General features: G+C 72.8%; 11 protein-coding genes. 10 read left to right on the top strand and 1 reads right to left on the bottom strand.

What is annotated here, in order from left to right:
* Window positions 1-9 precede the first annotated feature (9 nt).
* Window positions 10-465: a DUF2871 domain-containing protein gene (locus U874_RS0111910; protein WP_025134763.1), complete on the bottom strand. Its 456-nt coding sequence runs from the start codon at window positions 463-465 to the stop codon at window positions 10-12.
* Between the two features lie 75 nt (window positions 466-540).
* Between U874_RS0111910 and truB the strand changes: the two genes are divergently transcribed.
* From truB to U874_RS14450, 10 genes are all read left to right on the top strand, one after another.
* Window positions 541-1,506, top strand: coding sequence for a tRNA pseudouridine(55) synthase TruB (gene truB / locus U874_RS0111905; RefSeq protein WP_025134762.1), 966 nt, complete (start codon window positions 541-543; stop codon window positions 1,504-1,506).
* Window positions 1,503-1,859, top strand: a complete 357-nt coding sequence (locus U874_RS0111900; RefSeq protein ID WP_025134761.1) for a hypothetical protein — start codon at window positions 1,503-1,505, stop codon at window positions 1,857-1,859. The genes truB and U874_RS0111900 overlap by 4 nt, the downstream gene beginning before the upstream one ends.
* A 206-nt stretch (window positions 1,860-2,065) precedes the next feature.
* Entirely contained in the window at window positions 2,066-2,374 is a 309-nt protein-coding gene (locus U874_RS0111895; RefSeq protein ID WP_025134760.1) for a WhiB family transcriptional regulator, read from the top strand.
* 70 nt (window positions 2,375-2,444) lie between these two features.
* Complete coding sequence (locus U874_RS0111890; RefSeq protein WP_025134759.1) at window positions 2,445-5,582, top strand: glycosyltransferase family 2 protein; 3,138 nt, start codon at window positions 2,445-2,447, stop codon at window positions 5,580-5,582.
* Window positions 5,579-6,976 (top strand): DUF5719 family protein, encoded by a 1,398-nt coding sequence (locus U874_RS0111885; protein ID WP_025134758.1) that lies wholly within the window; start codon window positions 5,579-5,581, stop codon window positions 6,974-6,976. The genes U874_RS0111890 and U874_RS0111885 overlap by 4 nt, the downstream gene beginning before the upstream one ends.
* Window positions 6,977-7,002: 26 nt before the next feature.
* Window positions 7,003-7,434, top strand: a complete 432-nt coding sequence (locus tag U874_RS0111880; protein ID WP_029988356.1) for a metallopeptidase family protein — start codon at window positions 7,003-7,005, stop codon at window positions 7,432-7,434.
* Between the two features lie 99 nt (window positions 7,435-7,533).
* Window positions 7,534-8,217, top strand: coding sequence for an MtrAB system response regulator MtrA (gene mtrA, locus U874_RS0111875; protein WP_025134756.1), 684 nt, complete (start codon window positions 7,534-7,536; stop codon window positions 8,215-8,217).
* A 4-nt stretch (window positions 8,218-8,221) separates the two neighbouring features.
* On the top strand, window positions 8,222-9,919 hold the full coding sequence (gene mtrB, locus U874_RS0111870) for an MtrAB system histidine kinase MtrB (protein WP_025134755.1): 1,698 nt from the start codon (window positions 8,222-8,224) through the stop codon (window positions 9,917-9,919).
* Window positions 9,916-11,619 (top strand): LpqB family beta-propeller domain-containing protein, encoded by a 1,704-nt coding sequence (locus tag U874_RS0111865; RefSeq protein ID WP_025134754.1) that lies wholly within the window; start codon window positions 9,916-9,918, stop codon window positions 11,617-11,619. Before mtrB ends, U874_RS0111865 begins: the two co-directional genes overlap by 4 nt.
* 196 nt (window positions 11,620-11,815) lie before the next feature.
* Window positions 11,816-12,637, top strand: coding sequence for a ComF family protein (locus U874_RS14450; RefSeq protein WP_025134753.1), 822 nt, complete (start codon window positions 11,816-11,818; stop codon window positions 12,635-12,637).
* Window positions 12,638-12,677 lie beyond the last annotated feature (40 nt).

The raw sequence follows: 12,677 nt of genomic DNA, 5'->3' as shown, positions 1-12,677 counted from the left end.
GGGGAGCACTCAGGCCGCGGGAGCCTCGACGCGGCGCGCCTCCGCTCCGCGCACCGCGGCGCGCAGCGCGATGAAGAGCGCGATGATCCCGCCCGTGATCGCGATGTGGCCGAGCCCCGCGATCCCGGAGATCATCGCGGAGGACTCGATCCCGAGCACCGTCATCGAGCCGTGCACGATCAGCATGGCCGAGGTGAGGATGACCCCCGAGTGGTAGAGACCGAGGAACCAGCCGTACGCGCGCTTCGAGGCTGAGAACGTGAACACGCGCTCGAGGCCGAGCAGGATGAGGAACGGGAAGAATCCCAGGGAGAGCAGGTGGGTGTGCGCGAGGCCGAGCTGGGTGAAGGCGCCCTCGGGGAACTCGTTGAGTTTCGTGAACTCGCGGAAGAAGAGCCCGGAGGCGACGCCGAGCCCGGCGTAGACGAACGCGGAGACGAGGAGGTGCTGGAGCGGTTTCTTCATGTTTCCAGCCTCGCCCCTGCGCGTCGCGCGGGCATCAGCCGAAATGATGACTTCGCCTGGCAGTAGGCTGGAGGGGTGAGTGCTCCTTCCGTTTCGTTGCCCGCGCACGGCGGGATTCTCCTGCTCGACAAGTCCGAGGGGTGGACGAGCCACGACGCGGTCGCGAAGTCGCGGCGCGCGTTCGGCACGCGGAAGGTGGGGCACGCGGGCACGCTCGACCCGATGGCGACGGGCCTGCTCGTGCTCGGCGCCGGCCCGGCGACGCGGCTGCTCACCCACCTCGTCGGCCTCGACAAGACGTACACCACGACCATCCGGCTCGGGATCGCGACCGTCACCGATGACCGCGAGGGCGAGACGACGGCGGTCGCGGATGCGGCGGCCGTCGCCGAGGTGCTGCGCGATCCCGAGCGGATTGCGGCAGCCGTGCGCGAGCTGACGGGCGACATCATGCAGTCGCCGAGCGCGGTGAGCGCGATCAAGGTCGACGGGCAGCGCGCCTACGACCGGGTGCGCGCGGGCGAGGCGGTCGAGCTGAAGCAGCGCCCCGTGACGATCCACGCGTTCGAGGCGGGAGCGCCGCGCGCTGCGCAGAGCGATGACGGCGCCGCCGTGATCGACCTCGACGCGACGGTGCGCTGCTCCACGGGCACCTACATCCGCGCGCTCGCGCGCGACCTGGGGGCTGCGCTCGGCATCGGCGGGCACCTCACGGCGCTGCGGCGCACCTCGGTGGGGCCGTTCGAGGTGGCGGATGCCGGCACGATCGAGCAGCTCGTCTCGGGGGAGCGTGCAGAGCTCCTCGCGCCCGCCGACGTCGCCACGCGGCTCTTCCCCGAACTGCCGCTCGACGCGCAGCAGACGCTCGATCTCGGCCACGGCAAGCGCGTCGATGTCGGCGAGGCGCACGATGCCCCGCTCGCGGCAGCCATCGCGCCGGACGGGCGGCTCATCGGGCTCGTCTCGGTGAAGCGCGGGGTCACCCGCGTCGTCACGAACTTCCCCACGCCGGACGCCGACGCGGCGGGGGGTGCGGCATGATCCTCGGATACGCGATCGCGGTCATCGCCGTCGCGCTCGCCGGAGCAGTCCTCTGCCTTGTCGAAGCGCTGCGGAAACGCGGACCCAACGACTTCACCATGGGGGCGACCCTCGTCGTCGCCCTGCTGCTCCTCGTGCAGATCATCATCTCGATCGCGGCCCCGTTCTCGGGGAACACGGCGGCGGGCGATCCGCTCGAGTTCTGGATGTACCTGATCGTGGCGTTCCTGCTGCCGCTCGGCGCGGGCTTCTGGGCGCTCGTCGATCGCACGCGCTGGGCCAATCTCGTGCTCGCGGTGGTGCACCTCTCGGCCGCGGTGATGACGTACCGCATGCTGGTCATCTGGGGCTAGCGCCTCCCGCACCCGGAGCGCGGGAGGCGCCGGGAACACGCCCGGATCGGTCGCAAGTGTGACACGGCCGCGTGTTGGTGAACTTCAAGCTGGGCTTGAGGGTTTACACTTTTCGGCTTGACTTGGGCGAATCACAACGGTGTAATTAATGCATTGTCGCGACGTTCCCGTCGCGACACGCGGCACAGGCAGGAAAGGAGCGATAGGTGAACGAGACACCGCAGACTCCGGTTCCGGGCAATTGGTTCGTCGATCCCGTCTTCCTCGGCGTGCCCGGGGTGCGCGAGGAGGACGAGGCCCTCGCCTGGCAGAGCGACGCGCTCTGCGCGCAAACCGATCCCGAGGCCTTCTTCCCGGAAAAGGGCGGATCCACCCGCGAGGCGAAGCGCATCTGCGAGAGCTGCGAGGTGCGCTCCGAGTGCCTCGACTACGCGCTGCAGAACGATGAGCGCTTCGGCATCTGGGGCGGGCTCTCCGAGCGCGAGCGCCGTCGGCTTCGGCGCGAGGCGATCTAGCAGCCGGATGCCGGGGCACGCGGTGAGGTTCCCCTCATCGATCAGGCGTGCGGCCTAGACTGGGCGCGATATGCGCACCAGAGTAACGGCCATCCTCGTCGCCCAGCAGGGCGGCGAGTGGCTCGACCAGACCATTGCCGGCATCGCGGCTCAATCGGTCGCGCCCGCGGCCATCATCGCCGTGAACAACGGCGGCTCCGACGCGGTGGGCGCACAGCTCATGGCGAGCGGCGCCGAGCGCGTGATCGGGCTCGGCTCCCGCGTGGCGTTCGGCCAAGCCGTCGCGCACGGCGCGCAGGCCGCCGAGGCGGTCGACGACGACGAGGTGAGCGAGTGGTTCTGGCTGCTCAGCGAGGACTCGTGCCCCGAGCCCGAGGCGCTCGACCACATCCTCAGCGCCGTGCAGCGCGCGCCCTCGGTCGCGGTCGCCGGGCCGAAGCTCGTCGACTGGGACCGCCCCGAGCGCATCATCGAGCTCGGGCAGAGCCTCACCCGCTTCGGCGCCCGCTGGACCCTGCGCCGCCAGGAGCTCGACCAGCAGCAGTACGACCACCTGCAGGACGTGCTCGGCGTCGGCCCCGTCGGCATGCTCGTGCGCCGCGACGTCTGGGAGCAGCTCGGCGGCTTCGATCCCGCACTGCCCGTCTACGATGACGGCCTCGACTTCTGCGTGCGCGCCCGGCTCGCGGGCCACCGCGTCGAGGTCGCCCCGGAATCGCGCGTCCGCTTCGCACAGAGCGGCGTCGCCGGCCCGCGGATCGACCGCCGCCGCTCCGTGCTCCGCCAGGCGCACCGCCAGGCCCGCACGGCGCACCTGCACCGCAGGATCGCCTATGCGCGTGCGCCGTTCGCGTTCTTCGCCTGGCTCGGCCTGCCGATCCTCGCCGTGCTCCGGGTGCTCTGGTCGCTCATCCGCGAGCAACCGGGCAACATGCTCGGGGAGTTCGTCTCCGCGCTCAGCGTGTTCTTCCGGCCTCACGCGATCATCGCATCGCGCCGCAGGATCCGCGCGCACAACACTGCGGGCTGGGCGGCGATCCGGCCGCTGCGCATCGACCCGAAGAGCGTGCGCACCGCCCGCATGATCGACCGCGAGGCGATCCTCGCGAGCTCGGGGCTGCAGCGCCGGGAACTGCACTTCATCTCCTCGGGCGGCCTCGCCGTGCTCGCGGCGGCGATCGTCGCGACCGTCGCGCTCACCTGGTGGGCCTTCCCGCACACGAGTCTCGCCGGGGGCGGGCTCGCCCCGCTGAGCTCCCTCGATCAGCTGTGGTGGAACACACGCGCGCTCGACGGCGTCCCCGCGGACCCCTTCGCGTGGGTGCTCGCGCTGCTCGGCACGCTCACGTTCTGGAACCCCTCGCACGCGATCGTGCTGCTCATCATCGCCGCGATCCCGCTCACGGCGCTCGGCGCCTGGATCTGGGCGGCGCAGCTCACCGAGTCGAAGGCGGGCCGCGCGCTCACGGCGCTCGGCTTCGCGCTCAGCCCGGTGCTGCTCGGCTCGCTCGACTCCGGCCGGCTCCCCACCCTCGTCCTCACGGTCACACTGCCCTGGCTGCTGCTCGCGGCGACGCGCTGCCGCGAGTCGTGGAGCTGGGCGGGCACGGCATCGCTCCTCGCGGGCGTCGCGCTCGCCGCGGCCCCCGTGCTCATCCCCGCCGCGCTCGTGCTGCTCGTGGTCGGCCTGTTCACCACGCTCCGCGGCGCAGCCCGGGTGCTCACGACGGCGCTCGTGCCGCTCGTGCTGTTCGCGCCGAAGATCGTCACGAGCATCGCCGACGGTCGGCCGCTCGACCTCCTGCTCGACCCCGGCATCGTGTCCCCGTTCACGCCCGGCTCGACGTGGCACCTGCTCCTCGGATTCCCCGAGTTCGGCCTGGCGGGCTGGGGCGGGATCCTCGAGACGATCGGCCTCGGCGGCCCGCCCGCCACGCTGCTCGTCGGCGTGCTCATGCTCCCGATCGCGCTCCTCGCGCTGCTCGGACTGTTTACGGGACGCGTCGCGGTCACGCTGTTCAGCTCGCTGCTCGGCGGGCTCGGCATGCTCACCGCGATCGCCGCGGCGCAGCTCGAGCTCTCGGTCGTGGGCGACACGAGCGTGGCGATCTGGACTGGATCCGGGCTCGCGGTCTACTGGCTCGCGGTGCTGAGCCTCGCAGCGGTCGGCGCCTCGACTCTCCGCAAGGGCGCCGTGCCCGTGGTGGCCGTCGCGCTCGTCGCGGCCATCGTCGCGGTCGTGCCGGTGAGCGCCCAGCTGTTCCTCGGCCGAGTGCCCTTCGGCCCCGCCGTGACGCAGATGCCCGCACTCGTGCAGGCCGCGGGCGAGAGCCAGCCCGGGGTGCGCACCCTCGTGGTCACCGCGGAGGCCTCGCACGCCGTGCGCGCGCAGATGGTCACCGGGGCCGGTGTCCGCCTTGACCGGGTGCGCAGCGCGGATCAGACCCCGGAGCTCACCGATGCCGACCGTGAGACGGCCGAGCTCGTCGGCGGGCTCGCGAGCGTGGGCGGCCAGGACCTCACCGAGCCGCTGCGGGACGCGGGCGTCGGCTTCGTGCTGCTGCCCGGCTCCGGAAGCGACGTCGAGCGCGCCGAACTGCAGCGCCTCTTCGACCAGCACCCGGCGCTCGTGAGCGCCGGGCAGACGGCGCAGGGCCTGCTCTGGCGCGTCGCGGAGCCCGAGGCGACCGAGGCCGAGGCCCCGGGCGACGCCGCCCAGCACCTGGGCGGCACCTCGCTCACCGGGCGGACGATCTGGGCCGTGCAGCTCGTCGTCCTCCTCGGCGTGCTGCTCCTCGCCCTGCCCACGGGCGAGGTGACGTACCGGCCCGAGCGGCGGAAGCGCCCGAAGCGGAGCAAGCGCGGCGCGGCGCAGGTGGTTCCGGCCGCACCCGCGGCGACGGCGACGGCCGAGGTGGAGGCGGCGGAGTCCGCTCCCGCGGCCCCGGACACTCGCACCGCGGATGCACCCGCGGATGCGGCTGCGGCTGAGCCCGCGGATGTGGCTGCGGCTGAGCCCGCGGCTGAGGCTGCACCCGAGCCCGCGCCGGAGCCCGCGCCGGAGCCTGAGCTGGAGCTGGAGCCGGAGCTCGACCCGGAGCCTGAGCTCGAATCTGCGGCCGAGCCCGAGCCCGAGCCCGAAGCGGAGGGCAGCCCCGAGCCCGAGGCCGACCCCGATACCGAACAGCAGGACGGAACCGCACGATGAACGATCGCTCACGCATGCTGCGCGGCGGGGCCCGTGCGGTGACCGGCCTCCTCGTGGTGGCCGCCGCAGCCTCGGCCGTCGTGCTCCTCGGCGGCACCGCCCTTCCCGAGGTGTCGCGCGCGCCCCAGCCCATCGTGGTCGATACCACGCAGAACACTACCCGCTCGCTCGTCTGTGCCGGCTCCTTCTCGGTGCTCGGTGCGGATCAGGCCCGGCCCGGCGCGGCCATTCCCACCGGCGTCGCCGCGGTGACGGTGTCGGGTGCGGCGACCGGGACCACGAACCTGCAGCGTAGCGAGGGCGGCGAGGGCCTCCCCGGCGTCATCGCGGCACCGGTGGAGACGCCGCTCGCCGCGGCGCAGATCCAGGCGGTCACTGGCGAGCAGCTGCGCGGCGCCACGGCGAGCGCGTGCGCGGAACCCCTGAACGAGCAGTGGCTCGTCGGCGGCGCGAGCAACCTCGGCGTCTCGACCACGCTCAGTCTGGGGAACCCCGGCGGCGTGCCCGCGACTGCCGAGATCACGGTGTACGACGAGAACGGGGTCGTCGACGCCGTGCAGACCGCCGGTGTGCTCGTCGCCCCCGGCACCGAGCAGACCATCTCGCTGAACGGCTACGCGCCCGATCGCGAGCGCTTCGCGGTGCGCGTCACGAGTACCGGCGCCCCCGTGACGGCGAGCCTCGGCGTGGCCCACCGCTACGGCCTCGAGGCCTTCGCGGTGTCGTCCGTGGGGCGTCAGGTCGAGGCGGCGACGCACCTCGTGGTGCCCGGCGTCGCCAACGCGAGCGACCACGAGCGCGGCCCGAACGACTCCGGCGAGGGCGACGACTACCCGGTCCTCGTGCGCGCTCTGGCTCCGGGCGGGGTCGCGACGACGGTGCGCGTGCGGGCGATCGACGCGAAGGGCGGCAGCACCGAGCTCGGCGAGATCGCCCTTGAGCCGAATGCCGTCGGCGAGCTCAGCGTGCCCGTGTGGCCGCAGGGCGCGAACGCGGTCGTGCTCAACTCGGACGCTCCGGTCGTCGCCGGTGTGCTCGGCTCGGCGACGAGCGGCAAGGAGCACGACTACGAGTGGTTCGAGCCGGCCCCCGAGGCCGCAGCGGACACGCCGATCGCGGCGCCGATCGTGTCGGGCGGATCGCTCGTCCTCGTCAACACGGGGGAGGAGCCGGCGACGGTGCAGATCACCTCGGCGAGCGGCGCGAGCAAGGCACGCACGGCGACGGTCCCCGCGGGGGCCGCGGTCGTCTCCGCGGCGCCGGCCGACGCGGTGCTCGAGACCTCGGCGCCGATCCACGCCGGCGTGCGCTACCTGCAGGGCGGCGACATCGCCGGGTACCCGGTGCTCGCGCCGGACCCGCGCGAGGGCGAGCTCACGGTCTACACCCGCTGAGCCCGGCGGGGCCTAGACTGGGAGCCATGTCCGGTCGTCAGCGTTCCCCGCGGAGCAGGGTCTCCCGCAGGCACGGGCGACGGCCGATCCGCTCCGCGCTCGTCGGGCCGAACCTGCCCGATGCGTCGGGACGGATCCCCCGCTTCGAGGCCGACGCCCGCGGGGCCGTGCAGCTGCTCCAGGCGCACTTCCCGGAGGAGCTCGACGGCGTGCGCATCGGCTTCCAGACGGCGCCGACGGGCCGGGGCGAGAGCCGGAACCCGCTGCTCTACGCGATCGACCGCTCGGCGCGCACGATCATGCTCTTCCGGATGCCCATCCAGCGTGCTCGCGGGCTTCATGTGAACGACGACGAGCACCGCCGCTACTTCGTGGAGCACTGCGTCCACCTCGCCGTGTGCGAGTACCTGGGGCGCGAGCCGTGGGAAGTGCTGCCCGGTCGCTTCGACCACTTCTGAGCTGGCCCGGGCCGCGCGGCTGCGCGACTCCGGCCCGATTGCGGCGCTCCGTGACCGGTTCACGACGCATTCCACGGCGCGTGCGGTCATAATGGGACCATGAGTGCGCGCATCTTGGTGGTAGACGACGACCGGGCGCTTGCCGAAATGCTGGGCATGGTGCTGCAGGGCGAGGGCTTCGAGACGGAGTTCTCGGTCGACGGAGCCGAGGCAGTCGAGCAGTTCCGCGAGATGCGCCCCGATCTCGTGCTGCTCGACGTCATGCTCCCCGGCCTCGACGGCATCGAGGTCGCCGAGAAGATCCGTGCCGAATCGGGCACCCCGATCATCATGCTGACGGCGCGCACCGACACCCGCGACGTCGTGCGCGGCCTCGAAGCGGGCGCCGACGATTACGTGGTGAAGCCGTTCAACCCGGTCGAGCTCATCGCCCGCATCCGCGCCCGGCTCCGCGAGCCGCAGCAGGAAGCGACCGAGACGCTGAAGATCGGCGACCTCACGATCGACGTGGCGGCGCACGAGGTGCGGCGCGGCTCTCAGGCGATCCCGCTCACGCCCCTCGAGTTCGACCTCCTCGCGATCCTCGCGCGGAAGCCGCAGCAGGTGTTCACGCGCGAGGTGCTGCTCGAGAAGGTGTGGGGCTACCAGTACAAGGCAGACACGCGACTCGTGAACGTCCACGTGCAGCGCCTCCGCGCGAAGATCGAGCAGGATCCGGACCACCCCACGATCGTCACCACGGTGCGCGGCGTGGGCTACCGCGCCGGCTCCGCCGCGGAGTAGCGAGGTGGCTTCCCGCCGCTCGCGGCTCGGGATCGCGCTCCGCCGCCTGCACCTCCGCTGGGTGCGCGCCACGGAGCCCGTGCTCGGCGGCTTCCGCGCGAGGTGGCGGCGATCCCTCATGGTGCGCACCATGACGATCACGGGCCTGGTGACGGGGTTCATGGTGCTCATCGCCGGCGTCTTCATCCTCACGAGTATCAGCGGGGACCTGTACTCCTCGCGGAAGGACCAAGCGCTGCAGGACTCGGCGCGCGCGACGCTCGCGGCGCAGCGCCTCATCGACGCCTCCGACGCATCCGACCGCGGCGGCCTGTCCCTGCTCGCCGCGTCCGTGCGGCGCACGGTCCAGGATGCGTCGTCGAGCCAGCTCGTCTACCTGCGCCGGGAGCCGGGGCAGGCCCCCAACTCGGACGCGCCGCCCGCGACGACCTCGAAGAACCTGCTCCTCGACGCCGTGAGCCCCGAACTCTCCGAGGCGGTCGCCTCCGGCGCTGAACCCCAGTACTTCCAGGCGGTGACGTTCGCCGAGGAGGACGGATCGAGCGCCCCGGGCATTCTCGTCGCCTCGCGGCTGTCCTTCCCCGCGGGGGCGGGCACCTACGACCTCTTCATCGGCTACAACCTCGGGGACACGCAGAACACGCTGAGCTTCGTGCAGCGCACGCTCCTGATCACGGCGGCCGCGATGATGGCATTCATCGGCATCCTGGTCTGGATCATGTCCCGCATCGTCTTCCGGCCGCTCCGCGCCGCGGCGGACACGAGCCGCCGGCTCGCCGCGGGCGAGAGCGACGCCCGCATGCCGCTCCAGAACGATGAGCACTTCGACGTGCTCTCCGAGGGCTTCAACGACATGGCGGACACGCTCCAGGCCCGCATCCAGGAGCTCGACGAACTCTCCGAGATGCAGCAGCGCTTCGTCTCCGACGTCTCGCACGAGCTCCGCACCCCGCTCACCACGATCCGACTCGCGAGCCAGGTGATCCAGGGAAGCTCCGACGGGCTGGAACCGGGGCAGCAGCGCGCCGTCGAGGTGCTCGGAACCCAGGTGGAGCGCTTCGAGCTGCTGCTGGGCGACCTGCTCGAGATCTCGCGCTACGACGCCGGTCGCGTGACGCTCGAGACCGAGCCGACGAACCTCGTCGCGCTCGTCGGCGAGGTGGTGGACGGGCTGCAGACGCTCGCGGCGCAGCACATCGAGGTGCGCGCGCTCGGCGGCTACGCGCCGATCGAGGTCGACCCGCGGCGCATCCGCCGGATCGTCTCGAACCTCGTCGGCAACGCGATCGAGCACGGCGAGGAGCACGCGATCCTCGTGACGATCGATTCGAACGCCTCGGCGATCGCGATCTCGGTGCGCGACTGGGGGATCGGCATGACCGCCGCGGACACCGAGCACGTCTTCGACCGCTTCTGGCGCGCGGACCCGTCGCGGAAGCGCACGCTCGGCGGCACCGGGCTCGGACTGGCGATCGCGCAGGAGGACGCCGCCGTGCACGGCGGGATCCTGGAGGCGTGGTCGAGCCCGGGAGCGGGATCGAACTTCCGGCTCACGCTGCCGCGCGGCGAGCACGTGACGAGCTTCGTCTCACCCCTGCCGCTCGTGCCCGAGGGGGCCACGACCGACGGCGGCGATGTGCGCTCGACGGGCGGCTGGCTGCGCCGGCCGGGCCGCAGGATCAGGAAGGAGAAGCGCCGATGAGTATCAGACCGAACGGCCGCGGCGCCCGTGCCGCGCGCTCGCGAACGCTCCGCGCGGTGCTCGTGACCGCGACGGCGGCGCTCCTCGCGGGCTGCGTGTCGATCCCGAACGCCGGCCCGGTCCAGGTGGGGCTCACGGACCTCAAGCAGGCGGACCAGGTCTACCAGTACAAGCCGCCCGGGCCGATCGCCGGGGCGAGCCAGGAGGACCTCGTGCGCGGCTTCGTGCTCGCGGCGACTTCCTCGGCCGACGAGTACGCGACGGCGCGGGAGTTCCTCACGACGGGCTACGCGAACCAGTGGGATCCCAACTCGGGGGTGCTGATCGACGAGGGCAGCCGGCCGTACCGCGCCGATGGTGATACGACGGGCGTGCTCTCCCTCGCGGTGTCCGCGAAGGTCGACGCCGCGGGCGAGATGCTGCCCGTCGCCCCGGGGCCGAGCATGGAGATGCGCTTCGAGTTCGAGCGGGTGGGCGCCGAGTGGCGCATCTCGTCCGCGCCGAACGGCATCATCCTCGACGCCACGATGTTCTCCACCATCTGGTCGCCGCACCAGCTCTACTTCATCGGGGCGGGGAACCTGCTCGTGCCCGAGACGCGCTGGTTCCTCACGCGCAGCTCACTCGCGACGGAGATCGTCGGCGCGCTGCTCGAGGGGCCGAGCGAGGGCATGCGCGAGGTGGTGCGCAGCGGCTTCCCCTCGGGCACGGCGCTCGCGAAGAGCTCCGTTCCGGTGGTGGAGGGGTCGGCGCGCATCGACCTCACGAGCCACCTGCTCGAGGCGCAGCCCGTCGCGCTCGCGGAGCTGCGCCAGCAGCTGAAGTCGAGCCTCCAGTCGGTGCCGGGCGTGACGGGCTTCGAACTGCTCGTCGACGGCACGCCGCTCCGCGCAAACGTCGGCGACGAGGCGAACGCCCCGCGCATGGTGAGCGTGCCGAGCACACCGGCCGTGATGATCGACGACGAGTTCGGTTCCCTCGTCGCGGGCGAGCTCCGCGCGGTGCCGCCGTTCGGATCGCTCATCCATGAGCTCGACCCCGACGCCGTGTCGCTCGCGCTCGACGAGCGCGCCGCGGCGGTGCGGCACCCGGGCGGCGTGAGTCGCGTGGACGAGAACGGCAGCGTCCTCATCGACGCGCGGCCGAAGCTCCTGGAGCCGAGCTTCGATCCGCTCGGCTACATCTGGACCGCCTCGGCCGAGCACCCGGAACAGCTGATCGCGACGGGTCCCGCGGGGGAGTCGATCGCCGTCGCGGCGCCGTGGCTCGCCGGTCGCACTCCGACCGCGGTGCGCGTCTCCCCGGACGGGAGCCGGGTCGCCGCGCTCGTGTCCGACGGGGACGAGAGCGCCGTGCTCATGTCCGGGATCGTGCGCGATGAGACGGGAGCCCCGCTGCGCACCGTGCCCGAGGCGGACACGAAACTGTGGGTTTCGGGGACGCCGCTCGACCTCGACTGGGTGGGCCAGCTGCGCTTCGCCGCGCTGACCCGGGTCGGCACAGCGGGCAAGGTGACGCTCGGCGGGCTCGGCTCCTTCGGCTCGGAGCAGACGTCGGTGCAGGGTGGGATTCGTCTGAGCGGCGGCGGTGGGAAGAACTACCTGCGCGTGCTGAGCTCGGGCGGTGAGCTGTTCGCCCCGCAGGGGAGTGGCTGGCAGGAGATCGACGAGGACGTGTCGATCCTCGCGAAACGGGGCTGAGGCCGGGCTGCAACCGGGGCTGAAACGGGGCCGTCGCGCCGAGCCCCGCTCACCGGGGCCGTATTCCCCGGCGGGCGGGGCATCGCTCCACAAAACGGGATCGGCCAGGCCAGCGGGCTCCGGGCCGGGGCAAACTGCGGGAATGAGCCCTCGCACCCGCCCTCGTACCCGCCCTCGCACCAGGAGCCCCGCCCCCATGACCCGGTGCGCGCCCGCGCCCGGCCGCGTGCCCAGACGTGCGCTCCTCCTCACGTGCTGGCGTGCGCTCCTCCGCTCGCTGCGCGGCCCGATCGTCGAACTCCTGCGCGATCTCCGCGCGCTACTCTGGCCGACGGCCTGCGTGCACTGCGGCGCGCCGGATCGCGACTGCTGCGCCCACTGCCTCGCGCGCATCCGGGCACCCGCCCCGCTCCTCCGCGCGGAGCTCGGGGTGCCTGTGTTCGCCCGCGCTCCCTACGACGGCGCGCTCCGCGCCCTCCTGCTCGCGTGCAAGCACGGCGGCCGCGCGAGCGCCGCGAGCGAGCTCGGCCGGGCGCTCCGGGCGCCGCTTCGCGCAGCGCTCGCCACCGCGGGCGAGCCGCGCCCGCTCATCGTCGCGGCGCCATCGAGCGCTGTGCAGCTGCGGCAGCGCGGCTTTCGACCGGTCGAGCTGTTCGTCGCGCACGCGCAGCGCGGAGCCGCGCGCCGGGGCGAGCCGTGCGGGGAGCCCCTCCGTGCGCTCCGCGCTGCGTGGGGGAGACGCGGGCAGATCGGGCTCGCGCCCCGCGCACGCGCGGCGAACGCGCGGCTCCTCCGGGTGCGGCCCGGGGCGCGGCATCGCTTGCGGGGTCGCGAGGTCGTGCTCGTCGACGACGTCCTCACGACCGGGGCGACGCTCCGCGCGGCGCGGGACGCCGTCGAGTCGGCGGGTGCCCGGGTGGTCGCGGCGGCCGTGCTCTGCCTCGTCGAAACCCGGGCTGAACCCGCGCTGGGAAGCCGGGCGGCGGAGGGGTGGAAACCGCCGTCGCGAGTGGAGTAGAGTTCGACAAAGGCGTAGCGGTGCGCCGCACTGGCCCACC

This window comes from Leucobacter sp. PH1c (assembly GCF_000633415.1).
GTDB lineage: Bacteria > Actinomycetota > Actinomycetes > Actinomycetales > Microbacteriaceae > Leucobacter.
This window is presented reverse-complemented; position numbering and strand designations above follow the sequence as displayed.

What these genes read in the sequence shown, in the direction of transcription:
- U874_RS14450 (WP_025134753.1), top strand. Translation starts at nt 11,816, where the DNA reads ATGACCCGGTGCGCGCCCGCGCCCGGCCGCGTGCCCAGACGTGCGCTC.
- U874_RS0111910 (WP_025134763.1), bottom strand. Translation starts at nt 465, where the DNA reads ATGAAGAAACCGCTCCAGCACCTCCTCGTCTCCGCGTTCGTCTACGCC.
- U874_RS0111900 (WP_025134761.1), top strand. Translation starts at nt 1,503, where the DNA reads ATGATCCTCGGATACGCGATCGCGGTCATCGCCGTCGCGCTCGCCGGA.
- mtrA (WP_025134756.1), top strand. Translation starts at nt 7,534, where the DNA reads ATGAGTGCGCGCATCTTGGTGGTAGACGACGACCGGGCGCTTGCCGAA.
- U874_RS0111885 (WP_025134758.1), top strand. Translation starts at nt 5,579, where the DNA reads ATGAACGATCGCTCACGCATGCTGCGCGGCGGGGCCCGTGCGGTGACC.
- U874_RS0111865 (WP_025134754.1), top strand. Translation starts at nt 9,916, where the DNA reads ATGAGTATCAGACCGAACGGCCGCGGCGCCCGTGCCGCGCGCTCGCGA.
- U874_RS0111890 (WP_025134759.1), top strand. Translation starts at nt 2,445, where the DNA reads ATGCGCACCAGAGTAACGGCCATCCTCGTCGCCCAGCAGGGCGGCGAG.
- U874_RS0111880 (WP_029988356.1), top strand. Translation starts at nt 7,003, where the DNA reads ATGTCCGGTCGTCAGCGTTCCCCGCGGAGCAGGGTCTCCCGCAGGCAC.